This window comes from Paenibacillus sp. R-74696 (genome assembly GCF_055814915.1).
In genome coordinates this window covers 65,764-92,763 of the sequence record NZ_JBPULM010000038.1, presented here as the reverse complement: position 1 = coordinate 92,763, position 27,000 = coordinate 65,764, and the positions used below count along the sequence as shown (strand labels likewise).

The following is a 27,000-nucleotide window of genomic DNA, read 5'->3' as shown; positions in this document are numbered from 1 at the left end:
ATGGAACAACATGTGGAGCAACATATGGAGCGAAAAATTCAACAGATGGCGGAAGCCTATAAATTGTTAGCGGATAAAACACGGTTAACCATCATTGCTTTGTTAAGAGAACGAGAGCTTTGTGTCTGTGATATAACCGAAATGATTGGGATGTCTCAGCCGAATGCCAGCCAGCATCTTCGCAAGCTGAAAGCAGCAGGGCTGCTGAGCGAAAAGAAAAAGGGGCAGTGGGTCTATTATTCTTTAAACCCGGAAGCGGAAGCCTATGTACAATGTGTTTATGAATATTTGCCTTCCATGAAAGCACAATTAGTAGGCCTGAAAAATAACAGCTGCGGCATTCAGGGGGAAACATGACTGTCATTGCCGTTGTCATTTTTCTGCTCACCCTTGTATTTGTCATTTGGCAGCCGAAGGGGTTAAGCATTGGCTGGTCGGCAACGGCGGGAGCGGTGCTTGCCCTTCTCATGGGAGTGGTGAGCTTCGCTGATGTTGGCGCGGTTGCAGCGCTTGTATGGAATGCTACCCTTGCCTTTGTAGCGATCATTTTAATTTCGCTGATTTTAGACGAAATTGGTCTGTTTGAATGGGCAGCGCTGCATATGGCCCGTCTCGCAAAAGGGAATGGCAAGCTTATGTTTGTGTATGTCATTTTGCTTGGAGCTGCTGTCGCTGCATTTTTTGCAAACGATGGTGCCGCATTAATTATTACCCCGATCGTGCTTTCCATGGTGAGGGCTTTGAAATTTGAACATAAAATGATTTTGCCTTTTATTATGGCGAGCGGGTTTATTGCAGACACTGCTTCTTTGCCTTTAGTTGTGAGTAATTTGGTTAATATCGTATCTGCCGATTATTTTGAAATCGGATTTGCAGAGTATGCCAGCCGTATGATCGTTCCGGGCTTCTTCTCCATTATTGCAAGCTTAATCATGCTCTACCTGTTGTTTAGAAACAGCATACCGGAAAATTACGAGCTAGCTCAATTAAAGAAGCCAGTCGATGCCATCAAGGATAAGAGATTATTCAAGCTTTCTTGGGTTATTTTAGCTGTATTACTGCTGGCGTATTTCGGCAGCGAATTTTTCTCCATTCCGGTTTCGATTGTAGCGGGTATAGCTGCTGCCTGTTTTCTTATTGCAGCCCGCAACAGTCCAATCATTCATACGAAAAAGCTGATAAAGGAAGCTCCATGGACGGTCGTCATTTTCTCCTTGGGCATGTATGTTGTCGTATACGGCTTGCGAAATGCGGGGCTGACGGATGCCCTTGGAAGTGTGATTCAAACGGTTGCGGATAAGGGATTGTTTGTCGCCACGGTGGGAATGGGCTTCATTGCCGCGATATTGTCTTCCCTTATGAATAATATGCCGACGGTCATGATTGACGCGTTAGCTATAAATGGAACCCAAACGGAAGGGATGCTCCGTGAAGCATTGATTTACGCTAATGTGATTGGCTCTGATTTAGGACCGAAGATTACACCGATTGGTTCACTAGCTACTCTTCTATGGCTTCATGTGCTTTCGCGCAAAGAGGTGAAAATTAGCTGGGGGTACTATTTTAAGATCGGACTTTTATTAACGGTACCGACTCTATTTATGACACTTGCGGGGTTGTCTGCATGGCTATATTTCATCTACACAGTAAACCTTAACGTCTGGATTTCTACTGTTTTGGCAGCCGCCGTCATCGTGTTGATTACAGCGGTTTTGGTGAAATGGCTGGGTAAAAAAGGAAGCTGTCCATATTAAAAAGGGGATAAGAAAATGAAAAACAAACCACTTATTTATTTTTTGTGCACAGGTAACTCCTGCAGAAGCCAAATCGCCGATGGTTTTTTGAAATTAATTGGCGGGAATAACTATGAAGTGAAAAGTGCAGGGCTTGAAGCTCATGGCTTAAATCCTCGTGCCGTTCAAGTAATGAAAGAAGCGGGTGTCGATATTAGCAGCCATACGTCCGATGTCATTGATTCTGAAATTCTAAATCATGCTGATTATGTCATTACTCTTTGTGGGCATGCAGACGAGCATTGTCCTGTCGTTTCCAATCCGAACGTGATCAAATGGCACTGGGGCTTTGATGATCCGGCAAAAGCAATAGGAACAGAGGAAGAGATCATCGCTCAGTTCCGCATGGTTCGCGATTCAATTAAACATCGCATTGAACAATTCGTACAAGAAGGCAAGTAAAGAGCTGTTAAAATGCGATTGGGAAAAGATTGCAACAAAGAACGAATGGCTTCGCCCTAAAATGATCAGGGGTGAAGCCATTCGCTTTTAAGAGAGAGGCTTTTTCTCACGAGACTAGCCAAACCAGTAAACAAATCATTTTAAAATCGGAATAACCTGTCGATATCATTAAAATTTTCAAGATTTCTCAGAAAATCAAATCGTTCCTCTTTTGTTTTACCAGCAGGCGTTTCTTCAATTAAATGGTTAAATTTAACTTTCAACATCTCCCAGCCAAATGGAGTTTCGACATCCCCTAAAGGCACAGGAACCCATCTTTCATAGGTTTCTCCTTCACAAGTTTCTAGGATGACTTTAGCTGCACAAAAATGCGTAGGGTTTCCGGCTAAGTACGCCTGTACCTCATCATCCTTTGAAACGGTTATTTTACCAACCAACTCTTGAACTTCAGGATCGGTGAAGCTGTTGTATATGAGGTCCTCCGAGTCCATTCGGCCATATTTTAATGCGACTGCCGATGTGAATTGTGTACTTGCCTGCGCGCCGACGGCTGTCTTGGGATTCGGATTGGACAGGCGAAAGATAAACGAGGATGTTCTTATATCGATTGATTTGATCTTCGCTGGCGATAGGGCATAGCTTTCTCTCAAGTCGAGCATCGCATCCAAAATGGCATGCAGCCCTCGCTGACAAGCATGGCGTTTGAAATAAATGCTTGTTACTTTGAAAATTTTTCCAAGATCACTTGCTACATGGGTTAGATCACAATGACCACTTGTTCCCGTAAACGCTTGGAAAAATCCGTATTTTCCTTCAAGCGCAGCATCAGGCCCGGTAAAGCCGCAGGCAGCAAGCCTTACCGCCCTCATACCGGTTAATGCACCCCATCCGTTGCACATGATTTTTCCGGATGTCCCATCATTTTGATATTCGATTAATCCCCCTGTAAATAAGGAGGAAATACCCATGGCATGTTTTGTTTGTACAGCATCAGCACCAGTCATTTTCGACATTAACGCTGCTGCTGCAACAGCACCGCAAACGCCAGTAGCATCAAAGCCTCTTTCACGGTACATAAAAGGATTGATAGCTTCGCCAAGGCGAGCGTAAACATCATAAGCTGCTACAATGGCCGTGATCATTTCTTTGCCATTCCTTTTGTGCAAATGAGCCATCGTAAGCAGCAGCGGTACGAGAATTGAACCGGGATGTCCCATCGCATGCCGATAGCCATCATCCAAATCTGCGCAGCGTGCCATCATGGCATGTACAAAAACAGCCGTATCAGAACCTGTGAAGGTATCTTCCTCACCGAGTAAAGGGACTAATTCTTCGTTTTTCACCTCGGTATCTGCTAATTTTGCATAGTCCATAATAAGCTTGCTTTCTTTGCAGTAACGGCCAAATACCATGTTTCCATATGCATCCAAGATGACCTGCTTCCCTACTTCAATGGCTCTTTCGGATAAATCCTCATATCTAAGATTTGCTGCGTAATTGGATAATTCATCAATTAAAAGGTTCATAACCTGCCCCCATCATTCTTTACTGCTGATATTAACGGAATATGCCTCGATATCAAGCACATCTTATTTGCAATACAGCAACTTTTATTTGCGATTAGGGGAGGGTCTTTCTCAACAAGCAGCTTTCCCATGAGCAGAAGCACAAACTATATGTTTCCTTGTAGTTCATGTGAAAAATGAGCGATGGGGCTGCAAAATCGTTTAATAATATTTTTCAAGTCCTGTGTATAGGCTGGAAATATTTTGTTTTTGTTATATATCAGAGCAAGCGGATTGACCGATGTAAAGTTTGCAATGGGGAATACATTCAAATAGGAATATTTTTTGGACTGATTTAATTGATTGACTCCAGACAAGTACATCGTTAAGCAAAAACTGGCTGCATAATCCTCAGCGCATAACAGGTGATGGATGTCAGGCTGGGTCAGCTCATTAATGCAGTTCAAAGAGATCCCACATTCAGATAGATGCCTATCTAGGAGAATGCGGGAATTGAAATTTTTCTCATTCAGAACGAAGGGGACATGTTGAAATAAACGCAAATCGGCCCCCTTCGCAAAGGTCTCTTTACACGCGGGAAAGTCATTTGCGAAATACTGCTTTAATAAGTTGTCAGAAATAACAAGGTACATATGCTCATTTAGGATCGTTTCGTATTTTAATTGCTGAGAAGCCAGGTTGCTTACACCAGACAAAAATAAATCAAGTGAGTGATTTAGCACCATTTTTTGCATCTGCGGTGAGGTTGTGCGGTGAATCGTTAATTCTACCTTCGGATAAAGGCTATGAAATTCCTTTAATAACTTAGGAACCAAAATCGGATAGCGCCCTTCCGTTATTCCGAGATGAATGGTGCCTGTTCTGTCCTCTTTCAAATCGCTAAGCTGATTTTCTAGATTTTGCTCCGAGAGCTCAATTTGGCGCAGCGTATCCAGCATGATTTTGCCGGCGGCTGTTAATACAAATTTAGGTTTTCGCTCAAAAAAAGAAACATCATATCTTTGTTCCAGTCCCTTCAAATATTTGCTTAAGCATTGATGGGAGATAAACAGCCGTTTGGCTGCATTTGATATGTTCAGCTCTTCAGATAAAACTAGAAAATACTTGTAGTTGTTTATCATAAAAAACCTCCGTCATGTAATAGCCGTATAATCTGCTGTGAAAATGTCTGCAACTTATTATTACATATACAAAATGTAAATGTGATTCTCAGTTGCGTGTAATCCATGTTAAGGTATGGTTGCGTTAAAAGCAAATGAGGATTTATGCTGCACAACCGACGATGTTCAAGGCGTCGGTCCGAAAATAGGACAAATTAAGAATAAGCAAAGTGGCAGAGAATAAGGCCCAGCTTATCAAGAAGCAGGAGGGTGTGAATGTGAGTAAAGTCGCAGTGATGTTGGCGGAAGGATTTGAAGAAAGCGAAACTTTAACGATTGTAGACATTTTAAGACGAGCCGGAATAGAGTGCCATTTAATTAGCATTGCAGGTGAACGCGTTCGCGGCGCTCATGACATCGTAGTCAAGGCGGATGCACTCATCAGTGACGATGTAAAAAACTACGATATGATTGTGCTGCCAGGCGGTTTGCAAGGAGCTACACGGCTGCGGGATGATGACCGAGTGATCAGACTGCTGCAGGAGATGAATCAGGCTGGAAAGTTTGTGAGTGCAATGTGTGCAGCGCCAATTGTTTTAGGAAAAGCAGGGGTGCTCGATGGAAAAAATTTCACAGCCTATGTAGGCTACGATCAAAAGATTGAAACAAGCGGCACCTTTAAGGAAGATGTCGTAGTGGTGGATCGTAATTTAGTTACCAGCCGCGGGCCTGCAACGACCTATGCATTTGCTTATAAATTGGTAGACGTGCTTGGCGGAGACAGCCTGGCGGTGAAAAATCGGATGGTGTATTTTAATTCCTTTAATGCAGAATAGGAGGGACGTATAAGCATGGTTAAAATAGCAGTGTTGATGGCAGAGGGGTATGAAGAAGGCGAGACATTAACGATCGTAGATATTTTGAGAAGAGCGGGCCTGACATGCGACACCTTTTATTTTGGAGATAAGCTGGTCAAAGGGATGCATGGCATTTATGTGGAGGGCGACAAACCCTTTGGCGAAGAAGTGAAGAGCTACGACATGGTTGTGCTGCCTGGTGGACGTCCAGGGGGGCAGAACCTGCGCGAAAATCCGGAAGTTATCAAGATGGTCCAATATTTTAATGAGCATCAAAAATATATAGGCGCAATGTGCTCCGGTACAGTCGTGTTATCAGATGCCAAGGTCATTGACGGCAAACAGGTAACGGGTTATACGGGCTACGCAGAAAAGCTGATCGGCGGCATTTTCAAAGATGAAGTTGTTGTAGCTGATCAAAATCTGGTTACAAGCCAAGGACCGGCGACACCGTATCCGTTTGCCTATAAAATCGCCGAAATATTTGGCAAAGATACGTCTGGCTTGCGTGAGAAAATGTTATATCATTTGGCCGGCGGCAAATAAAAAAAACTTGCCGTGAAGCTCGGCAGGCGTGGATGTGGGAAGGATCGGGCAGAGCGCTCGATTCTGGCTCCCCTACGCTCAGGGCGGAAGGTTGCCAAGGCTGATATTCACTCAGCAAGGTAAAGAGATAGAACAGACAGATGAGGGGGAAGCAGCTTGAAAACGGAGGATTTAGCCAAGCAAATATTAGATCAAGTAGGGGAAAGCAATATCACCTACCTAACGCATTGTGCTACCCGATTGAGGTTTAACGTAAAGGATGAAGCTTCCGTTGACTTGAAAGCGCTTGATCGATTGGAAGGCGTTCTTAAAGCGCAATTCAGAAGCGGTCAGCTGCAAATTATCATCGGGGCAAAAGTAAAAGCCGTATTCGATGCTCTCAGCGAGATGATCGATTTAGATAAGAGCGACATCGAAGTGAAAGAAGTAAAGCAAAAGAAAAATGTGATCTCCAGAATTGTGGAAACGGTTGCTGGCATATTCGGCCCAGTTATCCCCGTGCTCATCGGTTGCGGAATGGTCAAGTCCGTGCTGGCTATACTTACTAGCATGGGCTTGATCGAAACAACAAGTGGCGCTTACCAGGTATTTAACTTAATTAGCGATTTGATTTTTTACTTCTTTCCGTTCTTCCTTGCGGTCAGTGCAGCTAAGAAGTTTAAAACCAGTGAGTATCTAGCGGTTGCTTTAGCAGGAGCCTACATGTACCCAACCCTCATGGAAGGGGCGGCCAACGTAGCGAAAACAGGGGTCACCAGCTTAGACTATTTTGGGCTTCCGCTTTTATTAGTCAATTACAAATCGACGATTATTCCAATCATCATCTCAGTTTGGATCATGAGCTATGTGTATCGTTTTATTGATAAACGGATACCGGACTTATTCAAAATCTTGTTTGTCCCGATGCTTGTCTTGTTTATTATGGTTCCCCTTGGCTTAATTGCGATCGGACCTTTCGGAACCTATGTGGGGAGCAGCATCGCCAAAATCGTAACGTACCTCTATACGGCGAACGGCGTAATTGGTTCGTTCCTGTTTGGCACATTCAGGCCTGTGCTCATCATATTTGGGATGCATTATTCAATTACGCCAATTAACAGCCAACTGATTGCAGAGTATGGTTATTCCGTCATATCGCCAGCAAATTTAACGGGCAATCTGGCTCAAGCTGGAGCATGCTTTGGCGTGTTTTTCCTGTTGAAAAATAAAGCAAAAAAATCGGGCGCCTTATCAAGCGGCTTGACCGGATTATTTGGAATTACAGAGCCCGCTATATTCGGTTATAACCTGAAGTATAAAAAGCCTTTTATCGTGGCAATGGTATCTGGAGGTATTGGGGCTGCCTATGTGAACTTCTGGGGCGGCGGAGCAACGGCTTTGATTTTGCCGGGATTATTGGCGCTGCCGACTTACATTGCAGACAGCTATATTCATATTTTAATTGGCGTTGCGATCAGTATCACGCTTGCTTTGGTCGGAGTCCTAATCTGGGGCATTGATGAGGAAGACATGCCGGAGGCGGTAGCGGTAAGCGCTGGAGCAGCTGGCAATGCAGCAGTTAAAGAACAGCCTTCCACTGCCAAGAAAACAAGGGATGCAGCAAGCGGCTTAGCACGAGAAATCATCATAAATTCGCCTTTGAACGGAAAGGTGAAAAGCATCGCTGAAATCGATGATCCTATATTTGCGCTTGGCGCCGGTGCTGCAATCGAATCAGACGATGGAAAAGTGTATGCTCCATTTGACGGCTCAGTCATGTCCTTATTCCGTACCCACCATGCGATCGGATTGCTGTCCAAGGATGGGGTGGAAATGCTCATTCACGTTGGTATAGACACCGTCAAATTAAAAGGCGAACATTTCACGGCGCATGTGAAGCAAGGTCAGCTAATCAAACAGGGAGACCTGCTTCTTGAATACGATAAAGAAGCTATTCGAGCTGCGGGCTATGATACGGTAGTACCGGTCATTATCTCTAACACGAATGAATACAAGAGCGTTGTTCAAGTAGCCGCGAAGCAGGTGGCAATAAGCGAAGCATTGCTAGCGATTGATGCTCAAAGGAATGATACGGATGAGTAGATTATCGGACGATTTTTTATGGGGCGGCGCAGTTGCCGCGAATCAGGTAGAGGGCGGATGGAATAAAGGCGGCAAAGGTGTCAGTGTCAGCGATGTGATGACGGCTGCTGCCCATGGGGTGGAACGGGAAGTCACGGATGGCGTGCTGCCGGATCGCTATTATCCCAATCATGAAGCCAGCGACTTTTATTCGAGATATAAAGAAGATATTAAGTTATTTCATGAAATGGGCTTTCGGTGCTTTCGAACCAGTATCGCATGGACCAGAATTTTTCCGATTGGGGATGAGGAGGAGCCTAATAAGGAAGGACTGCTGTTTTACGATGAAATGTTTGATACCTGCCTTGAATACGGCATTCAACCGGTCATTACAATATCCCACTTTGAAATGCCCTATCATCTAGTCACGAAATACGGCGGCTGGAGAAATCGCAAGCTGATTGATTTTTATTTGAATTATTGCCAAGCCGTATTTACCCGGTATAAGGACAAGGTTAAATATTGGATGACGTTCAATGAGATCAATATGATTGTCCGCAAGCCTTGGAAGCCTGGAGGCATTCAAATCACTGAAGGCGAGAACAAGCTTCAGACCATGTACCAGGCAGCTCATTATATGCTGGTCGCCAGTGCAAGGGCCGTAAAGCTTGGCAAGGAAATTAATCCGGGGTTTGTTATTGGAGGCATGTTTCTTCACCCGACCTCCTATGCGGCGACTGCAAGTCCAGACGATGTTCTGGCAAGCGTAAAGAAGCTTCAGGAAGCCTACATGTTTTTGGATGTTCATGTACGCGGCAGGTACGCTAATTCATATTATCATTTTCTGGAAAGAAATGAATTAATCATTGAAACACAGCCAGAAGATGCGCTTATCTTGCAAGAGGGAACAATTGATTTTATTGGCTTCAGCTACTACTCTAGCTCTGTCGCCATTGCGAATCCGGCAACTCAGAATACGAGCGAGGGCAATGAGATTAGCGGCTACAAAAATTCTCTTCTTCCAGCCAGTGAGTGGGGATGGCAAATTGATCCCGTCGGTCTTCGTATTACGCTGAACTGGCTGTACGATAAGTATCAAATCCCGCTGTTTATTGTAGAGAATGGTTTGGGCGCGGTAGATACGGTCGAAGAGGATGGCAGAATTCGCGATGATTACCGTATTGAGTATTTTAGAAGACACGTAGAAGAAATGAAAAAAGCGGTGCTGGAGGATGGCGTAGAACTACTTGGATACACGCCTTGGGGCTGTATCGATCTGGTTAGTGCCGGAACCGGTGAGATGAAAAAAAGGTACGGTTTTATTTATGTCGATAAAGATAACGATGGCAAAGGAACCTTGCAAAGATATAAAAAGGACTCCTTCTATTGGTATCAGGAATGTATTAGAAGCAATGGAGAAACGATATAGAACTTGCATTGACAACTTGCAACTACAAATAGGAGCTGGTAGAGATGAATAAAACATTTATGGTATTAAGTGAAGATGGTATCCATGCCCGGCCGGCGACAGCCATTGTGAATATGGCGAGTAATTTTAAAGCCGAGATTTTTGCTGAAGCGGATGGACGCAGGATAACCTTGAAATCCATTCTTGGCGTTCTTTCGCTTGACCTGAGCACGAATGATGTAGTCACCTTCATTGCAGAAGGAGAAGATGCAGCCGAAGCGCTTGAGGCGATTGAGGGAATATTCCAGAAGGAAGGCCTGGGTATTCTTTATGATTAACATAGAAGGTATAGCGGCTTCGGCAGGCATTGCTATTGCAAAGGCATTCGTTATCGAACAGCCGAATTTGCAGGCGGAGAAATGGACGATTGATGATGCAGATGGCGAAATGTTCAGATTTCACGAGGCTTTGGCACAATCGATTGTGGACGTGCAGGCTCTGAAGCAGCGGACGCTGGAGCAATTAGGCGAGGAAAAGGCGGAAATTTTCGAATCCCATCTGCTCGTACTGAACGATCCCGAGCTCATTGGACCGATCGAGCGTCTCATTCGAGAGGAGCAGGTCAATGCCGAGCATGCTCTTCAAGAAACAACAAAGTTCTTCATCGCTATGTTCGAGAATATGCAGAGTGCTTATTTAAGGGAACGCGCGTCAGATATGCGGGATGTTAGCAAGCGAGTGCTGGGGCATCTTTTGAAAGTAAAGGCTGAAAATTTGGGCTCCATTCTGGACGAAGTTGTTCTGGTGGCTGAGGATCTGACGCCATCGGATACAGCACAGCTAAACCGGAATTATGTGTTGGGATTCATAACCAACATCGGAGGGAGGACCACTCATTCAGCTATTATGGCTCGATCACTTGAAATTCCCGCGGTTGTAGGGACGAAAGGGGCAGCGCTTCAAATTCGTAGCGGCGATCTGCTGATTCTTGACGGTCTGGAAGGAATCGTAATCATCGACCCGGATGAGCAAACCGTCGAGCAATACCGTATCAAGCAAGGGCAGTATGAAGAGCAGCGTAATGAATGGGCCAAGCTGAAAAATGAGCCTACCGTGACTGCAGATGGTCATCATGTGGAGCTGGCGGCGAACATTGGCACCCCTGCGGACGTGTCCGCTGTCCTCTCAAACGGAGGCGAAGCGGTGGGGCTGTACCGGACAGAATTTCTGTATATGAGCCGGGACAGCATGCCATCAGAGAATGAACAGTTTAATGCCTACAAGTCTGTATTGGAGAAAATGGATGGCAAGCCAGTGGTCGTTCGAACCCTGGACATCGGGGGAGATAAAGAGCTATCGTATTTAGAGCTTCCTAAAGAAATGAACCCATTCTTAGGTTTCCGGGCTATCCGTTTATGTATGGAGTACCAGAATATTTTCCGTACCCAGCTCCGTGCGCTGCTTCGCTCCAGTAGGTATGGAAATTTAAGGATCATGTTCCCGATGATTTCAACATTGGATGAGTTCCGTCAAGCCAAAGAAATTATGCTGGAGGAAAAAAGTAAGCTGGAGGCTGAAAATATTCAAGTTTCAGACCAGATACAGGTCGGCATAATGGTGGAGATTCCATCTACCGCTATACTTTCTGATCGCTTCGCCAAAGAGGTAGACTTTTTCAGCATCGGCACCAACGATCTGATTCAATATACGATGGCTGCTGACCGAATGAACGAACGGGTCTCATATTTGTATCAGCCGCTTAACCCTGCCATATTGCGCTTGGTCAAAATGGTAATCGACGCTGCTCATTCACAAGGGAAATGGGTGGGCATGTGCGGAGAAATGGCGGGTGATGCGGCAGCCATTCCGCTGCTTGTAGGTCTTGGTCTCGATGAATTCAGCATGAGTGCCGCATCGATCCTGCCTGCTCGCAGCCAAATATCCAAATTGTCGTACGAAGCTATGAATGTTTTTGCCGAAGAAGCTCTAGCTTGTAATACTGCATATGAGGTTGCAGAACTCATAGAGAAGAAGATCCAGCCGCTGCTTCTCAAATAAGCCCTGACTCATCTATAGAGACCATCTCCTGGTAGATAAAACTACTGTCGAGATGGTCTCTTTTCGCGTAGGCAATTGAAAACAGGGATGCACTATATTAAACTCTTCTAAAGTGGAGTCAAATATTGCGAACGATTAAATTTTCAGTTGATAATAGCGTTTTTTACAGGAGGCAGCCAAATGAACAGAACAGCTGTAGTGGCGGGAGCCACAGGCTTAATTGGCAAGGAGCTGGTTCAATTGTTGCTTAACGATGCAGCATACGAGGCCGTAACGATTCTTGTTCGGCGGCCAACGGGCATGGAGCATCCAAAGCTCGTGGAGCAAATCATCGACTTCGAGCAATTGCAGCAAGCGAGTGTGCAGATGGACGGTGCCGATGTGTTTTGCACACTCGGTACGACAATCAAGAAGGCAGGGAGTCAGGATGCTTTTCGAAAAGTAGACTATCAATACCCGCTATCGCTCGGACAATTGGCGAGCAGGCAAGGAGCAAGGCAGCTATTGCTTGTATCTGCAATCGGGGCAAATCCATCATCGCGAGCCTTCTATAATCGTGTGAAGGGGGAAGTGGAAGAAGCGCTGAGCAGCCTCAAGCTTCCAGCTTTGCATATACTCCGTCCTTCGCTGCTGCTTGGCGAGCGGGAGGAATTTCGGTTCGGGGAACGAATCGCCTCATCGTTGTCGGGCTTGCTTTCCCCACTGTTTTCGGGACCGCTCAGGAAATATGCTCCTGTGCAGGCCAATACTGTTGCCAAAGCGATGATTTTTGCAGCGAAGAGCAATCAGGCGGGCATTCATATTCATGAGAATGAGCATATCGTAAAGCTAAAGCAGGAAAAATAAAACAGCTGCGGTCTAGGACGTTATTTTCAGGTCCGAGGCTGCAGCTGTTTCTTTATTCCAAGGCTGCTCTATGGTTGGCTAAGCAGAATACTTGGATAATAATTGAGGTCCTTCACGCTGCCAGATGTTCATAAAGGCTTTGACTACGTCGGGATCAAATTGTGTTCCTGCATTTTTCCGAATTTCCTCTATCGCAAACTCAACATCGAGCTCTCCTCTGTAGACCCTCTTGGAGGTCATGGCATCGAACGTATCTGCAACAGCCATAATTCTAGCTGCTATTGGAATTTCGGTATGTCCAATACGGCTCGGGTAGCCGCGTCCGTCAAATCTTTCATGATGATGAAGGATCATATCCAGAATGCCGGACCGTTTAAGATGGGAGATATGACTTAGCATCTCATAACCCGTAGTAGGATGCTCCTTAATAATTTCAAACTCTCCGTCCGTTAACCTAGATGGTTTGAGGAGAATATGCTCAGGCACGCCGATTTTCCCAATGTCATGAAGGATGCCGCCAATATAAATGCGTTCGCACGCTAGCTTGGACAGATTCATTTCTTCGGCGATTTTCCTCGAGTAATAAGCCACGTTATCCGAGTGGTCGGCTGTATAATGATCTCTTGAATCCAAGGCTTTAGCTAATGTAAAGGTGAGCTGAAGCATATTTTGCTTCTGTCTATTGTAATACAAAATCATAAACGAAATAGAAGAGGAGGTTAAGAAATACGTAATGACTAAAGTGAAGACTCTCAAGAGGAATTCATCATGAAAGAGAAATACCGGCTGCTGCTCCAAATAAACTCTAAAGAAAACGATAAGAACGACGAGCATGCTTCGAATCCAGGTTTCCTTCCAAAAAGAAAGGCCTACCAGTAAGCTGAGCATTAAATAAGCAAACTGAAACAATATGTAATTTTCGAAACAAAAGTCAGCCGCAATAACAGCAAGAAATGCGATTCCGAATAAGAAGCGGCTTGTATATTTACTAAGAATAAAGGTTTCTGCTTGATGAGCGATGTAATTTTTCATAGGACGGAGGACCTCAGCAATCATTCAATTTATTTCTAAATTATGTATTTAGCTTTATGAAATTATATCATATCCTAATGCTCAACCTCTACATGGAATTACTAGCGCTGCATAAACGCTGCTCATCTATCTATAAATCGAGATCCTGTTAATAAGGCGGGAAATATATAAGGTTCCAGGTCTAGTTAGAAATGAATCTTTTTAATTGGATAAAATATGTAAATGTGTTAACATGAGTATGGAATTGGACGCGGTAGCCGCATTCATTTCGTCAGCAAGCTAATTGATTATATGGTAGAGATGCTCCAAGAGGAGCCTTTCTCAATCGAGCAGATTTCTCGCTGCTCTCCTTGCAACTCCCAAATCAGCGCTAATTCGCAAAGATTACTTAGGGGGTTTATTGTCATTTCATAATTATGATAGCGCTTACATTTTTAGGTGAGGTAAGAGATTGCGAGAGCTTTTATTTTAATGAAGGAAGGGAAAATGGACGATGCTCAAAATATTGCTGGCAGACGATGAGGTGTTTGTTCGGAAAGGACTGATAGAGCTAATCCCATGGGAAGAAATGAAGTTCACTGTAGTCGGGGAGGCGAACAATGGCAAGGAAGCGCTGGAAATGATTAAGGATTTGGAGCCGGATTTAGTCATTACGGACATACGCATGCCGCTCGTGGATGGGCTTGATCTGATTCGAAGTGTGAAGGAGCATACCCAGCTTGACCCGGTTTTCATCATAATCAGCGGCTATAATGACTTTAAATATGCACAGCAGGCTCTGCGCTACGGGGTACACGATTATATTATGAAGCCTATTGACGAAGAGGAAATGACGGCGGCTTTAAGGAAGCTGACCTACAGCATTATAGAGAAAAAGAAGGCATTGCTGGCCGGAGACAAACAGCAAGGCAACCCTATTCTAGAAGCGCTGATGCAGGGAGCTTTGGGTAGAAAGGAGGCAGAGCCATATTCCGCGATGCTAGGCATGCCGGAAGGTGCAAGCATGATGTATGTGTTGGTCGACATTTATGCCGCTCCGCAGGAACAGCTAGCAGACATTAAGATGTTTCAGGAAGCGCTGCATGCTATTGAGGCTAGAGAAGGAGATATTCCCGTCATCGAGCTGCAGCCGGGCAAGTTTGGGCTGCTTTTAAACGTGGACCGGATGCAGAAGAGAGAGGGTGGGATTGGACCCGCTTTGGAAAGGCTGCGATTAGCCCTTTCCCATCGCCTGAGCCTTGACATCGGCATGTATGCGGGCAATTCCGTCGATCATGTTGCCGAGCTTCGCCATTCTTATCTGGAGGCTAGCGAAGCGGCCCGGCATAAATATGCTGAACGCGGTGTGATTTGGTACGCAAGAATTAAGGATCTGCCTTTGTATGTTTTTGATATTAGTCCAGACGTTGCAAATAAGCTGGTCTTGCAGCTGGAGGAGGGCAGCAGGGATGCGTACCGTCAAACGGCGGCGGACATGTTCCGGTTGTTCCGTGAGCAGCGTTTCACCCCGCAAGCTGTAACGGGGTCTCTCTCCCGATGCATCACCGGAATTATAGCTGTTATTAAGGAAATGGACGGCAGCGAGGAGGAGGTTCGGCGGTTAAAGGAGCTGGCCGAACGGGAGCACGGCAATTGGAGCCTACAGCTGCTGGAGGAGCATTTTATGCTGGCGCTTACGGAAGCGGAGGACTACATTGCGCTGCTGCGTCAGGAGTGGTCCAAGGGCAGCATCAAGCAGATTAAAAACTATATTGATGCGCATTATAGCGAAAATATCAGTCTCAAATGCATAGCGGCAATGTTTTATATGAATGCCTTGTATTTGGGCCGGCTTTTTCGCAAAAGCTATGGGGTTTATTTCAATGAATATTTGCTGGAGCTGCGGGTAAAGGAAGCCAAAAAGCTGCTTCGACAGACTGACCTGCGCATGTACGAAATCGCCGCCAGAGTCGGCTTTCAGAATGCGGATTATTTTGTCACCCAGTTCGAGAAGCGGGAGAAGCTGTCACCGACAGAATACCGGAACATACTGAACGCCAAAGAGCTGGGAGGCTGAAAAATGATTAAATTCAATTTGAACTACATGAAACTGCGCGACAGGCTGCTGCTCATGTACATACTGTCCGTATTCATCCCTATCGTTGTCACTAACGTGGTCTTCTATAACGTGACTACAGTCAATATTCGCAGCCAAAAAACCCGTGATGCCGACATGGCCTTAAACAATCTCAAAAACGACCTGCGCGTAACGGTTGACCAAGGCGTTGGTTTGTCCTATTCCCTATATGCCGATCCCATCTTTAACAAAACGCTTGCAAGGCATTTTACCAATCAACTGGATTACATTGAGACTTATCATTCTTATTTGAGCGGGGCGTTTTCCGATCAAAACGTACAGGGTGTCCGCTGGTATCAGGTGTATACAGATAATCCCACCGTTTTGTCCTCGGGCTACATTGATCGCCTGAACGAAGCGGTTCGGCAGTCCGACTGGTATATCCAGTCTAAGTCCTCTTCTGCTCTTTATCCGGCTTTTGTTTATGCCGACAAGAAACTCAGCCTCATTCAACAGTTAAATAACTACCACACCGGCGGTATTGAGCAGCTGGTGAAAATTGATTTGAACATGGACTTGCTCGCCCAAAAATTCGGAAACAGCGCCTTTGGCGGCAAGGTTTATTTGGTTGATCCTGAGGGACGGGTGTGCTTTGGCAATGAACGTGGAGGAGAATGGCAGCAGGCAAATGTCCGGTTCGAGGACATCGCGCTTCCTAAAAATTCGCATTTGTTCAAGGCTTCTTTCGATGGAATTAGTTATTTGGAGGGGTGGACGCTCCAAGGCGTGATGAATGAGGCAGTCTTCCTTAGAGAGGTCCGCGATTCGCGTTTCATTGTCATTTGGCTCGCATGCATTAATTTTGTGCTGCCCTCTATCATTATCGCTGTGATGTCCAGGTCTCTGCATGTACGGCTGGTGCAGATTCTAATGCATATGAAGAAGGTGAAAACGCAAACCTTCCAGACGATTCCTCACGAAGAGGCGAGAGATGAAATCGGCCAGCTGACGATGGAATTCAACCGAATGATGGGAACGATCAATAATTTGATTAATGAGGTTTATATTGCGGATATCCAAAAGAAGGATTTGGAGCTGAAGCAGCAGCAGGCGCAGCTTCATGCCTTGCACAGCCAGATCAATCCCCACTTCCTGTTTAACGCCCTAGAATCTGTCCGCATGAGGAGCGTCATCAAGGGGGAGCGGGAAACGGCAAAAATCATTCATCATATGGCTCAAATGTTCCGCCAGTCTATCTCTTGGAGTCGGAAGCACGTGCTGGTGCGCGAGGAATTGGAGCTGATAGGCAGCTTTCTGGAAATTCAGCAATACCGCTTTGGGGGAAAGCTGGACTACAGCATTGTAGCAGACCCGTCAGCGCTTAACCGCCGAATTCCTAAGATGGTTATTTTGCCTTTTGTGGAGAATGCCAGTATTCATGGAATCGAATCGAGTCCCGACAAAGGAGTTATTACGATCTCTGTCACCGAGCGGGAGGACAAGCTTTATATCAGATTAGACGATAATGGTATCGGCATGTCTCAGGCCAAGCTGGATGAGCTGTTTCATTATTTGGAGGAAAATGACGATATAGGCGAGCGAGTTGGCATGAAAAATGCCTATTATCGTCTAAAGCTGTGTTACCAGAATCGTTTTGACTTCTCCATTCACGCCAGTGAAGGGACGGGAACGCATATAGAAATCGTTCTGCCGCTGGAAACCGAAGACTTGTAATAGTTGGGAAAGAATGGGTATGTTTTTCAAAGAAAAAGGTATGGTTTGTAGGGTAATCAAGAAAGCGCTTTCTTGATATATTGAAAGGGCTTACAAGTTTATGGTTGGAAGGGGAAATAGCTGGAATGTACAAAAGCAAGGCAGTAATCGCTGGATTAGTTATTTTATTAGCGGCGACTTTCGGAGGGTGCAGCAAGGCGGATAACGGTACGCCTAACAGCGCCTCTAATAGCAAGTCTACATCCGATGCTTCCTCAGCAAGCGGAGAGGAGAACCTGCCCGTAACCTTCTCGTACTATCATTTTTCGACAGGCAAGAAGGATACTATGGCGAGTGAAACGGTCATCGGAAAAGAATTGCAGAAACAAACCGGTGTTGACTGGAAGCTGGAATACGTCGTGGGCGACAGCGCAACCAAGGCCGGAGTCATGATTGCCAGCGGAGATTATCCAGATGTGATCAGCTCTAGTGGCGAAATGGCGAAGCTGATGGACGCAGGAGCCTACATCCCGCTCGATGATCTGATTGAGGAGTATGGGCCCAACATCAAACGCGTGTACGGACCTTACTTCGATAAGATGCGACAGGAGGACGGGGAAATTTATACCTTGCCGTATACCGCCAATCAGGGCGAGTATATCGGGGGTCCCAATATTGGCGGAGGAGCCTTCTGGATCCAGCGTTCGGTGCTGAAGGAGTTCGACTATCCGAAGATCACCACTTTGGATGAATATTTTGATCTAATCAAGCAATACAGGGAGAAGCATCCGACAATCGATGGCGCGGATACGATAGGATTCGTTTCCCTGGCCGGCGTCGCGAATAACTTTTTTACGCTGCAAAATCCTGCTATGCATCTTGCGGGTTATCCAAACGACGGCAGTGTTATCGTCGATATGGAAACCCATGAGGCCAAGGTTGTAGCCGGAACCGACTATCAGAAAAGATGGATTCAGAAGCTGAACGAAGTGAACGCGGAAAAACTGTTTGATCCGGAATCCTTTACCATGAACAAGGATCAATACTTGGCCAAACTGACCTCAGGACGTGTACTTGGCTACTTTAACTATGCATGGCAGGTAGGGGATGCTTCCAAAAATCTATTGGCGGCTGGCATTGACGAGAAACGTTATGCTCCGCTTCCCATTGTATTCGACAAAGACATCAAAGATCAGTATGTGGACCCGCCAGGATTTGTCGCCAACTACGCGGTCGGCATTTCCATCAAAGCCAAGGATCCCATTCGCATCATTAAATACTTCGATACTTTGCTGAAGGAGGAAAATCAAATCCTCGTACAGTGGGGGATCAAGGACCAAACCTACAGTGTAGATGACAATGGCCGCTTCTATTACGCAAGCGATGAGCAGCGCAAATACCATGATGATCTTGAGCTCAGTCGTACTTTTGGCTTCACCTACTTTGGAACAGACTGGCCGCGTTACGGCGGGGAGTCCACATTATCAGACGGCAATGCCTTTAGCCCCGGCAATCAGCCTGAGGTAGCCTATGCCTCGTATACCGAAGGTGATAAAACGATTCTGAACGCATATGGCGTAGATACGTTTAGCGAAATGTTTTTGAAGCCCGAAGCACGTCCATGGTTCCCCGCATGGTCCATCGCGCTAGAGCAAGGTTCCCCTGAGCAAATTTTTACGATGAAGTCGGATGATGTGCAGCGAAAATATTTGCCTGCTCTGGTCATGGCATTGCCGCCAGATTTCGACAAGCTGTGGGAGGAGTATATCGGCGAGCTGGACAAGCTGGACAAGAATACCTATGAGAATACGATAACCAAGGTGATAAAGGATCGCGTTGCAGGCAAATGGTGAGCAGGGCTTAAGCAAGGAGCTGGAAGGAGTCATATCAAGTGGGGAAACTGATGAATACGGTGGATTCAGCGCTAGGCGCCGATAGACCAGAAATAAATAAAATAAAGCTGTTTTATCATCGTCTTATTCAGCAGAAAACGCTCGCGTTTATGTGTATTCCATTCGTCATTTGGGCTTTTATTTTCAAATATTTACCGCTTTGGGGCTGGACGATGGCCTTTCAAAACTTCAAGCCAGCAAAATCCTTTGGGGAACAGAAATGGGTGGGCTGGCATCACTTCAATCTCTTATTCGCGGACAGCACCTTCTATCGTGTGCTGCGCAATACCCTGGTAATGAGCTCCATCAAATTAGTGCTAGGCTTCGTTACAGCGATTACGTTGGCTCTTCTACTGAATGAGCTGAAAAATATCATTTTTAAACGGTTCGTTCAGACCGTCAGCTATTTGCCGCACTTTATTTCATGGGTAGTGGCGTCAAGCATTGTTCTGACGGTTTTATCTCCGGATGGCATCCTTAATTTGCTGCTGATGAAGTTCAATCTCATGGATAGCGCCGTACTGTGGATGGGCAAAGGGGAGTATTTCTGGGGAATTCTCGGGGCGACCGAGGTTTGGAAAGAGGTGGGCTGGAGCACGATTATTTATTTAGCAGCCATTAGTGCGATCGATCCTTCCCAATATGAAGCGGCTGAAATAGATGGAGCGGGCAGGCTCCAACGCATGGTTAGCATCACGCTTCCCGGCATGAAGCCCGTAATCATTATTTTGCTAATCATGAACATGGGCAACATTCTTGAAGCTGGATTTGAGCCGCAATATTTGCTGGGCAACGGGATGAACATGGATTATTCGGAGAATCTCGACATATTCGTGCTGAAGTATGGCATGGGGATGGGCAACTTCTCCTTAGGAACTTCGGCTGGTATCTTCAAAACGGTAGTCAGCTTCATCTTCCTTTTCTCCGCCAACTCTATTGCTAAGAAAATGGGAGAAAGCAGATTGTTTTAAAAGGGGAACTACGCGATGCAAAAAGCAAAAATGTCCCGTTTGCGCAACGCAAGCCTTGGGGACCGAGTGTTTGACAGCTGTAACATTATCTTTATGATAGGCCTGATGATCGTCACCATTTACCCGTTTGTCAATATGATTGCCGTTTCCTTTAATGATGCTAACGACGCCATTAGGGGCGGAATTTATTTGTGGCCACGGGAATGGACTTTGGATAATTACAAGTATATTTTCGGAGAATCTGATGTTTATCACGCCACTCTCATATCGGCGCTGCGTACGGTTATTGGAACGGTTGTGGCCGTATTTTGCACAGCGATGCTCTCCTATACCGTCAGCCGACAGGGATTTGTGCTGCGCAAGTTTGTCACGATGTTTTTCGTGTTTACGATGTATTTTAGTGGAGGCTTGATTCCTAGTTATTTGCTTATCCGGGATTTGGGCCTGATTAACTCCTTCTGGGTTTATATTGTTCCGGGTGTAATTGGGGTGTTCAACATGATCGTCATCCGTTCCTTCATTGAAGGCCTGCCGGAAGGCATTCTGGAATCGGCGCGAATCGACGGTGCGGGAGAATTCACCACATTCGTCCGCGTCGTACTGCCGCTGACCATTCCCGTAATGGCGACCGTGTCGCTGTTTGTAGCGGTAGGGCAGTGGAATTCCTGGTTTGATGTGTTTCTATACAATTCCTCCACTCTTAAATTAAGCACGCTGCAGTACGAGCTGATGAAAATATTGCAAACATCTACTACGGCAGCCACGGCAACGGCCGGGGATATTTATCAAGCTGCGGGCGACAGCGGATCGATGGTGACGCCAACTTCAATCCGGGCTACGATGACGATCATTGCCAGCGTTCCGATTTTGATGGTATATCCGTTCCTGCAGAAATATTTTATCCAAGGAATGACCCTCGGTGGCGTTAAGGGCTAAAGGATACGGATAACGGCTGCCTACAGTGAAAACAAATGGATAGATAAGAAGGGAGGTGATTAGGCGGTTGTTTAAACAGCCGGAGAAGTTTATAAGAAAAACTACTATTATAAGGAGATGAAAGCAATGATCTCAAGTCTGAAAAAATCAATGTTTGTCTTATTGGCATGTTTAACGGCGCTTCCGCTAGTATTAACCGTGCCGGCTACTCCTAAGGTTTCAGCGGCAAGTGATGCAGTCATTAATTTATCGGCAGAAAAACAATTAATAAAAGGTTTTGGAGGCATTAACCACCCGGCTTGGATTGGGGATTTGACAGCATCTCAAAGAGATACCGCATTTGGCAATGGACAAAATCAGCTGGGCTTTTCTGTATTAAGAATCTTTGTAGACGGTGACAGCAATAATTGGTCCAAAGAAGTGCCGACTGCCAAACGTGCGATAGAGCAAGGTGCACTCGTCTTTGCTTCGCCATGGAATCCTCCAGCTAGTATGATCGAGACCTTCAATAAAAATGGTGATACTTCAGCCAAACGACTTAAATACGATAAGTACGCTGCGTATGCACAGCATCTTAATGATTTTGTCACGTATATGAAAAATAACGGTGTGAACCTTTATGCCATTTCGGTTCAAAATGAGCCTGATTACGCTCATGACTGGACATGGTGGACGCCGCAAGAGATGCTTCGCTTTATGAAAGAAAATGCGGGCTCCATTCAAAATACGAAGGTCATGGCACCGGAGTCATTTCAATATCTGAAAAATATGTCAGACCCGATTCTGAATGATCCGCAAGCTCTTGCCAATATGGATATTCTTGGTGCTCATCTTTATGGTACAAGCGTTAACAATTTCGCTTATCCTCTGTTCAAACAAAAAGGAGCGGGCAAAGAGCTCTGGATGACGGAAGTATACTATCCAAATAGTAACAACAACTCGGCGGATCTTTGGCCCGAGGCATTGGATGTTTCCCATCATATTCACAGTGCTCTGGTTGAAGGAGATTTCCAAGCCTATGTATGGTGGTATATCCGCAGACAATACGGCCCAATGAAAGAGGACGGCACGATCAGCAAACGCGGTTATAACATGGCTCATTTCTCTAAATTTGTTCGTCCTGGCTATGTAAGGGTTGATGCATCGAAGAGCCCTGAAACAAATGTGTTCACCTCTGCATATAAAGGCGACAACAAGGTGGTTATTGTTGCCATCAACAAAGGCACCTCGGCAGTCAATCAGAAATTTGTCCTGCAGAACGGGAATGCATCGACGGTATCTTCATGGGTAACAGACAGCACTAGAAATCTTGCAGCCGGATCGTCGATTAATGTGTCGGCCGGTTCCTTTACAGGCCAGCTTCCAGCCCAAAGTGTTACAACTTTTGTAGCCCAATTGGGTAGCGGTGGGAATAACAACAGTGGTACTACTTATGAAGCAGAGACGGGTACAACATTGACCAATTCCTTAGTAGAAGCCATAAATTCAGGCTACAGCGGCAGCGGCTATGTCAACTTTAATGCGGCAACCGATGCAGCCATTCAGTGGAGCAGCATTTATGCTTCTATAGCAGGAACTAAAAATGTGAAGTTCCGTTATGCGTTGGAGTCAGGGACAAGAAATCTGGACGTTTATGTTAACGGGACGAAAGTAATCAGCAATGCTGCCTTTACAGCGACCGGCGGCTGGACAACCTGGGGTGAGAAAACACTTCAGGTATCCATGAATAGCGGAAACAATACTTTAAAGGTGGTAACAACCGGTACAGAAGGACCGAATATAGATAGTGTAAATGTTTCGGCCCAGTAGGTCGGTTAAAGGCCAAGGCTCAATATGAGGAGAAGGGGGAACAGAAGTTGAAGGAGGATATGGAAAAATGAGAAAGAAGTGCAGCGCTTTATTATTGGTTTTTGCCTTGCTATTGAGTTGCCTGCCTGAGATGTCTGTATTTGCCGCCAGTGCGACCATTGCAAAAAATGTAGGGAATTCCAACCCGCTGATTGACCATCATTTAGGGGCAGACCCCTTTGCATTAACCTATAACGGAAGAGTCTATATTTATATGTCTAGTGATGACTATGAATATAATAGCGATGGATCGATTAAAGATAATTCATTTGCTAATTTGAAGAGCGTATTCGTCATATCTTCAGCAGATATGGTGAACTGGACTGATCACGGAGCTATTCCGGTAGCAGGTGCCAATGGAGCCAATGGCGGTCAAGGCATTGCAAAATGGGCAGGGGCTTCTTGGGCTCCGGCTGCGGCAGTGAAAAAAATAAATGGCCAGGATAAATTTTTCCTTTATTTTGCAAATAGTGCCGGAGGTATCGGCGTTCTCACAGCAGACAGCCCGATTGGGCCATGGAGCGATCCGTTGGGAAAAGCGCTGGTTACAACCAATACACCTGGAATGTCCGGCGTTGTTTGGCTTTTTGACCCGGCCGTATTCGTAGATGACGACGGCACAGGGTACTTGTATGCCGGTGGAGGCATCCCTGGCGGTTCAAATCCAACACAGGAGCAAAGGGCAAATCCAAAGACAGCCAGAGTATTGAAATTAGGCGCTGATATGACCAGCATTGTTGGCAGTGCATCCATGATTGATGCGCCGTTCATGTTTGAGGACTCAGGCATGCACAAGTATAACGGAGTATATTATTACTCCTATTGCATTAATTTCAGCGGTACGCACCCCGCCGATAAGCCTAGTGGTGAAATCGGCTATATGACCAGCACGAGTCCGATGGGGCCTTTTACGTATGCAGGACATTTTCTGAAAAATCCGGGTTTCTTTTTTGGTGCCGGAGGAAACAATCACCATTCTGTATTTAATCTTAACAACCAGTGGTATGTGGTATACCATGCTCAAACAGTCAGCCTAGCCCTATACGGTGCAGGCAAAGGCTACCGTTCGCCCCATATCAATAGGCTGGTGCATAATGCGAATGGATCTATTCAAGAGGTTGCAGCCAATTATGCAGGCGTGTCTCAGCTTGCCAATCTCAATCCCTATAACCGAGTAGAGGCTGAAACGATTGGCTGGAATGGACGCATTTTAACGCAGAAATCTTCAGCAGCAGGCGGACCGGTAAATAATCAAAACGTAACAAGTATTAATAATGGAGACTGGATTGCTGTAGGAAACGCTGACTTCGGTGCGAGTGGAGCTACTACCTTTAAAGCAAATGTTGCATCCACCGTGGGCGGGAATATTGAAGTGCGTCTTGACAGTGTAACCGGCCCGCTTGTAGGAACGCTTAATGTGCCTTCCACAGGTGGAGCGCAAAACTGGAACGTAATAGAAACGGCTGTAAGCGGTGTAACCGGTGTTCACAACGTTTTCTTTGTATTTACTGGAAACGGTACAGGCAATTTGTTTAATTTTGATTACTGGCAGTTTACGCAAAATGCTGCTAGTACCGGTACCACTTATGAAGCGGAGACGGGTACAACCTTAACCAGCTCCGTAGTAGAAACCATTAATTCGGGCTACAACGGCAGCGGCTATATCAACTTTAATGCTGCAACCGATGCAGCCATTCAGTGGAGCAGCATCTATGCCGCTGTAACAGGAACTAAAAATGTAAAGTTCCGGTATGCGCTGGAGTCAGGGACGAGAAATTTGGATATTTATGTTAATGGAACGAAAGTAATTAGCAATGCTGCTTTTACAGCGACTGGCAGCTGGACAACCTGGGGCGAGAAAACGATTCAGGTACCCATGAATAGCGGGAACAATATTTTAAAAGTCGTAACTACTGGGACAGAGGGACCGAATATTGATAGTGTAAATGTTTCGGCTCAGTAATAATAATTGCAAAGGCTTCGTCTCCTTTACATGGGGGCGAAGCCTTTTTGTTATGAATTCTAATCAGAACGATAGATATCCAACCGCTGTTGCGTAGGAGTGATCTGTAATTACCTTTATGATAGACATATCGAGGAGGGATGCAGATTGTACGCTAAGCTTTATAAGTATCGATGGCAATATTTATTGATTTTACCGGGTGTGGTTCTGCTGCTGCTTTTCAACTATATTCCTATGGCAGGCGTACAGGTGGCTTTTAGGGATTTTCAAATCGGAACATCCATATGGGATAGTGCGTGGGTTGGCTTTGATAATTTCTCCTTTATCCTAGACCCTCAATTTTTGACCGTAGTCAAAAATACACTCTATATATCCGTGCTGAAATTTTTGTTCGGCTTCCCGGCGCCTATCCTATTGGCACTGCTGATTAACGAAGTGACGCGGCCGGTGTTTAAGCGATTCGTGCAATCGGTCAGCTACTTGCCCCATTTTTTCTCATGGATTGTAGTCGCTTACATTCTTCAATCCTTTTTGACAATAGACAGCGGTCTGGTCAATCAGTTTATCAACAAAGTGGGCGGGGACTCCATCTTTTTCTTGGGCTCGACGGAATGGTTTCGTCCCATGGTGGTGCTAAGCGGCTTGTGGAAAGAAACAGGCTGGAACACGATTCTTTATTTGGCGGCCATTACGACGATCGATCCGCAGCTCTATGAATCCGCCAAGGTAGAGGGTGCTGGCAAGCTTGCTCAAATTCGCCACATTACCATTCCGGGCATGCTGCCGACGATAGCGATCGTGCTGATCTTGAGCATTCCGAGCTTGATAACCGTAGGCATGGATCAAATTTATCCACTGATGAATTCGGCTAACCAGGAAGTTGCGGACGTGCTGGATACGTATATTTTACGCAGCGGCTTGCAGCAGGGCTACTTTGGCATGGCTACCGCGGTGGGATTGCTCTCCTCTATTATCAGCCTGATTTTAGTCGTTGGGACTAATCAGTTTTCACGAAAAATAAACGGCGAAGGATTGTGGTGATGGCGTATGAAGATGAGCAAAGGTGAAAATATTGCCCAATACGTCATCATAGCGCTGCTCGGTCTGCTGTGCGTATCTGTGCTTTATCCGTTTTTGTATATGCTGGCCATTTCTTTGAATGACGGTGCGGATGCCGCCAAGGGCGGGGTGTACTTGTGGCCTCGGAATTTCACACTGATTAATTATGAGATCGTTCTTGGCAATGAGATTATTCGCAATTCTTATCTGATAACAATTGGCAGAACCGTCATTGGAACGGTTGGCGGACTGCTCGTTACGCTGCTTGTGGCGTTCGGCTTGTCCTACCGTGGACTTCCTTTTAGAAGCACCATTCTCGGCTATATTCTGATTACGATGCTGTTTAGCGGCGGCTTGGTTCCGTACTACATTCAGCTGAACAATCTGGGTCTAATTAATTCGTTCTGGGTGTATGTCCTTCCGGGTCTCTTCTCCGTCTGGAATATGTTCGTCATGCTGAAGTTTATTCAGGGCATACCGGAGGCACTGGTAGAATCTGCTGAACTGGACGGTGCTGGGCCGCTGCGGATTTTAATGCAGATGATTATTCCGTTGTCCAAGCCGATGCTGGCTGCGCTGGGCTTGTTCACGGCGGTTGGCCACTGGAATGATTGGTTCGCTGGCGCCTTCTTCGTTACGAAGCAGGAGTTGATACCCGTCCAAACGTTTTTGCAGCAGCTGCTGGCTGCTTCGGATTTGTCCGCTGTACTCGGCTCGAACAACAATCAGGAGGCGCTGGCAAGGGGCTCGCAGCTTCAGAATATTACGCTGATGTCGATTAAAATGGCCGTTGTAATGGTCAGTGCGATTCCTATTCTTTGCGTGTATCCATTTTTGCAGAAATACTTTGTCAAAGGAGTTCTGGTTGGCTCGGTCAAAGGTTGATTCTTCGGGTATTAGAGCAACATTTATATACCGATTTGCAGTACAATC

General features: G+C 45.8%; 22 protein-coding genes. 19 read left to right on the top strand and 3 right to left on the bottom strand.

Going from position 1 to position 27,000, the window contains the following annotated elements; genetic code table 11:
- Genes ACSR9A_RS18610 through arsC form a run of 3 tightly spaced genes read left to right on the top strand, consistent with a single transcriptional unit; the run spans position 1 to position 2,195 of the window.
- Positions 1-357 (top strand): ArsR/SmtB family transcription factor, encoded by a 357-nt coding sequence (locus tag ACSR9A_RS18610; RefSeq protein WP_473758783.1) that lies wholly within the window; start codon positions 1-3, stop codon positions 355-357.
- Positions 354-1,754, top strand: a complete 1,401-nt coding sequence (locus ACSR9A_RS18605) for an arsenic transporter (RefSeq protein ID WP_473758782.1) — start codon at positions 354-356, stop codon at positions 1,752-1,754. The genes ACSR9A_RS18610 and ACSR9A_RS18605 overlap by 4 nt, the downstream gene beginning before the upstream one ends.
- Positions 1,755-1,769: 15 nt before the next feature.
- Positions 1,770-2,195, top strand: a complete 426-nt coding sequence (gene arsC / locus ACSR9A_RS18600) for an arsenate reductase (thioredoxin) (RefSeq protein WP_473758781.1) — start codon at positions 1,770-1,772, stop codon at positions 2,193-2,195.
- Positions 2,196-2,335: 140 nt separating this feature from the next.
- On the opposite strand, the gene ACSR9A_RS18595 is transcribed toward arsC, so the two are convergent.
- Together ACSR9A_RS18595 and ACSR9A_RS18590 are read right to left on the bottom strand one after the other, a co-directional pair.
- Complete coding sequence (locus ACSR9A_RS18595) at positions 2,336-3,721, bottom strand: MmgE/PrpD family protein (protein WP_473758780.1); 1,386 nt, start codon at positions 3,719-3,721, stop codon at positions 2,336-2,338.
- Positions 3,722-3,867: 146 nt separating this feature from the next.
- A complete protein-coding gene (locus tag ACSR9A_RS18590; protein ID WP_473758779.1) occupies positions 3,868-4,842 on the bottom strand; it encodes a LysR family transcriptional regulator in 975 nt (324 codons plus the stop codon).
- A gap of 257 nt (positions 4,843-5,099) precedes the next feature.
- Here ACSR9A_RS18590 and ACSR9A_RS18585 point away from each other — a divergent pair, with 257 nt between their 5' ends.
- From ACSR9A_RS18585 to ACSR9A_RS18555, 7 genes are all read left to right on the top strand, one after another.
- The gene (locus ACSR9A_RS18585) at positions 5,100-5,657 is read left to right on the top strand and encodes a DJ-1 family glyoxalase III (RefSeq protein WP_473758778.1); all 558 of its coding nucleotides are present in this window, start codon (positions 5,100-5,102) and stop codon (positions 5,655-5,657) included.
- A gap of 15 nt (positions 5,658-5,672) precedes the next feature.
- Positions 5,673-6,224: a DJ-1 family glyoxalase III gene (locus ACSR9A_RS18580; protein ID WP_473758777.1), complete on the top strand. Its 552-nt coding sequence runs from the start codon at positions 5,673-5,675 to the stop codon at positions 6,222-6,224.
- Between the two features lie 156 nt (positions 6,225-6,380).
- Positions 6,381-8,306: a beta-glucoside-specific PTS transporter subunit IIABC gene (locus ACSR9A_RS18575; protein ID WP_473758776.1), complete on the top strand. Its 1,926-nt coding sequence runs from the start codon at positions 6,381-6,383 to the stop codon at positions 8,304-8,306.
- Positions 8,299-9,714, top strand: a complete 1,416-nt coding sequence (locus ACSR9A_RS18570) for a 6-phospho-beta-glucosidase (protein WP_473758775.1) — start codon at positions 8,299-8,301, stop codon at positions 9,712-9,714. Before ACSR9A_RS18575 ends, ACSR9A_RS18570 begins: the two co-directional genes overlap by 8 nt.
- A 44-nt stretch (positions 9,715-9,758) precedes the next feature.
- Positions 9,759-10,031 (top strand): HPr family phosphocarrier protein, encoded by a 273-nt coding sequence (locus ACSR9A_RS18565; RefSeq protein ID WP_473758774.1) that lies wholly within the window; start codon positions 9,759-9,761, stop codon positions 10,029-10,031.
- Positions 10,024-11,751: a phosphoenolpyruvate--protein phosphotransferase gene (gene ptsP, locus ACSR9A_RS18560; protein WP_473758773.1), complete on the top strand. Its 1,728-nt coding sequence runs from the start codon at positions 10,024-10,026 to the stop codon at positions 11,749-11,751. The genes ACSR9A_RS18565 and ptsP overlap by 8 nt, the downstream gene beginning before the upstream one ends.
- Before the next feature lie 180 nt (positions 11,752-11,931).
- The gene (locus tag ACSR9A_RS18555; protein ID WP_473758772.1) at positions 11,932-12,597 is read left to right on the top strand and encodes an oxidoreductase; all 666 of its coding nucleotides are present in this window, start codon (positions 11,932-11,934) and stop codon (positions 12,595-12,597) included.
- Between the two features lie 78 nt (positions 12,598-12,675).
- Here ACSR9A_RS18555 and ACSR9A_RS18550 read toward each other — a convergent pair whose 3' ends face one another.
- Complete coding sequence (locus tag ACSR9A_RS18550) at positions 12,676-13,629, bottom strand: HD-GYP domain-containing protein (protein WP_473758771.1); 954 nt, start codon at positions 13,627-13,629, stop codon at positions 12,676-12,678.
- Positions 13,630-14,122: 493 nt separating this feature from the next.
- On the opposite strand from ACSR9A_RS18550, the gene ACSR9A_RS18545 reads away from it, so the two are divergent.
- The 9 genes from ACSR9A_RS18545 to ACSR9A_RS18505 all read left to right on the top strand — a co-directional run bounded on the left by ACSR9A_RS18545 (position 14,123) and on the right by ACSR9A_RS18505 (position 26,952).
- Positions 14,123-15,685, top strand: a complete 1,563-nt coding sequence (locus ACSR9A_RS18545; protein WP_473758770.1) for a response regulator — start codon at positions 14,123-14,125, stop codon at positions 15,683-15,685.
- A 3-nt stretch (positions 15,686-15,688) separates the two neighbouring features.
- Positions 15,689-17,419, top strand: a complete 1,731-nt coding sequence (locus tag ACSR9A_RS18540) for a sensor histidine kinase (protein WP_473758769.1) — start codon at positions 15,689-15,691, stop codon at positions 17,417-17,419.
- A gap of 125 nt (positions 17,420-17,544) precedes the next feature.
- Positions 17,545-19,251, top strand: a complete 1,707-nt coding sequence (locus tag ACSR9A_RS18535; RefSeq protein WP_473758767.1) for an extracellular solute-binding protein — start codon at positions 17,545-17,547, stop codon at positions 19,249-19,251.
- 50 nt (positions 19,252-19,301) lie between these two features.
- The gene (locus ACSR9A_RS18530) at positions 19,302-20,261 is read left to right on the top strand and encodes an ABC transporter permease (protein ID WP_473758827.1); all 960 of its coding nucleotides are present in this window, start codon (positions 19,302-19,304) and stop codon (positions 20,259-20,261) included.
- Positions 20,262-20,276: 15 nt separating this feature from the next.
- On the top strand, positions 20,277-21,197 hold the full coding sequence (locus tag ACSR9A_RS18525) for a carbohydrate ABC transporter permease (RefSeq protein WP_473758766.1): 921 nt from the start codon (positions 20,277-20,279) through the stop codon (positions 21,195-21,197).
- Positions 21,198-21,323: 126 nt separating this feature from the next.
- Positions 21,324-23,006: a glucuronoarabinoxylan endo-1,4-beta-xylanase XynC gene (gene xynC / locus ACSR9A_RS18520; RefSeq protein WP_473758765.1), complete on the top strand. Its 1,683-nt coding sequence runs from the start codon at positions 21,324-21,326 to the stop codon at positions 23,004-23,006.
- 67 nt (positions 23,007-23,073) lie between these two features.
- A complete protein-coding gene (locus ACSR9A_RS18515; protein WP_473758764.1) occupies positions 23,074-25,008 on the top strand; it encodes a carbohydrate-binding protein in 1,935 nt (644 codons plus the stop codon).
- Between the two features lie 147 nt (positions 25,009-25,155).
- Positions 25,156-26,049 (top strand): ABC transporter permease, encoded by an 894-nt coding sequence (locus ACSR9A_RS18510; protein ID WP_473758763.1) that lies wholly within the window; start codon positions 25,156-25,158, stop codon positions 26,047-26,049.
- Between the two features lie 6 nt (positions 26,050-26,055).
- Positions 26,056-26,952, top strand: coding sequence for a carbohydrate ABC transporter permease (locus ACSR9A_RS18505; protein WP_473758762.1), 897 nt, complete (start codon positions 26,056-26,058; stop codon positions 26,950-26,952).
- The last annotated feature ends 48 nt before the right edge of the window (positions 26,953-27,000 follow it).

Bases quoted from the DNA above. Each gene is read 5' to 3' on its own strand.
- ptsP (WP_473758773.1), top strand. From the start codon at position 10,024: ATGATTAACATAGAAGGTATAGCGGCTTCGGCAGGCATTGCTATTGCA.
- ACSR9A_RS18610 (WP_473758783.1), top strand. From the start codon at position 1: ATGGAACAACATGTGGAGCAACATATGGAGCGAAAAATTCAACAGATG.
- xynC (WP_473758765.1), top strand. From the start codon at position 21,324: ATGATCTCAAGTCTGAAAAAATCAATGTTTGTCTTATTGGCATGTTTA.
- ACSR9A_RS18515 (WP_473758764.1), top strand. From the start codon at position 23,074: ATGAGAAAGAAGTGCAGCGCTTTATTATTGGTTTTTGCCTTGCTATTG.
- ACSR9A_RS18525 (WP_473758766.1), top strand. From the start codon at position 20,277: ATGCAAAAAGCAAAAATGTCCCGTTTGCGCAACGCAAGCCTTGGGGAC.
- ACSR9A_RS18565 (WP_473758774.1), top strand. From the start codon at position 9,759: ATGAATAAAACATTTATGGTATTAAGTGAAGATGGTATCCATGCCCGG.
- ACSR9A_RS18540 (WP_473758769.1), top strand. From the start codon at position 15,689: ATGATTAAATTCAATTTGAACTACATGAAACTGCGCGACAGGCTGCTG.
- ACSR9A_RS18550 (WP_473758771.1), bottom strand. From the start codon at position 13,629: ATGAAAAATTACATCGCTCATCAAGCAGAAACCTTTATTCTTAGTAAA.
- ACSR9A_RS18595 (WP_473758780.1), bottom strand. From the start codon at position 3,721: ATGAACCTTTTAATTGATGAATTATCCAATTACGCAGCAAATCTTAGA.
- ACSR9A_RS18590 (WP_473758779.1), bottom strand. From the start codon at position 4,842: ATGATAAACAACTACAAGTATTTTCTAGTTTTATCTGAAGAGCTGAAC.
- ACSR9A_RS18530 (WP_473758827.1), top strand. From the start codon at position 19,302: ATGAATACGGTGGATTCAGCGCTAGGCGCCGATAGACCAGAAATAAAT.
- ACSR9A_RS18605 (WP_473758782.1), top strand. From the start codon at position 354: ATGACTGTCATTGCCGTTGTCATTTTTCTGCTCACCCTTGTATTTGTC.
- ACSR9A_RS18505 (WP_473758762.1), top strand. From the start codon at position 26,056: ATGAAGATGAGCAAAGGTGAAAATATTGCCCAATACGTCATCATAGCG.
- ACSR9A_RS18535 (WP_473758767.1), top strand. From the start codon at position 17,545: ATGTACAAAAGCAAGGCAGTAATCGCTGGATTAGTTATTTTATTAGCG.
- ACSR9A_RS18580 (WP_473758777.1), top strand. From the start codon at position 5,673: ATGGTTAAAATAGCAGTGTTGATGGCAGAGGGGTATGAAGAAGGCGAG.
- arsC (WP_473758781.1), top strand. From the start codon at position 1,770: ATGAAAAACAAACCACTTATTTATTTTTTGTGCACAGGTAACTCCTGC.
- ACSR9A_RS18545 (WP_473758770.1), top strand. From the start codon at position 14,123: ATGCTCAAAATATTGCTGGCAGACGATGAGGTGTTTGTTCGGAAAGGA.
- ACSR9A_RS18555 (WP_473758772.1), top strand. From the start codon at position 11,932: ATGAACAGAACAGCTGTAGTGGCGGGAGCCACAGGCTTAATTGGCAAG.
- ACSR9A_RS18570 (WP_473758775.1), top strand. From the start codon at position 8,299: ATGAGTAGATTATCGGACGATTTTTTATGGGGCGGCGCAGTTGCCGCG.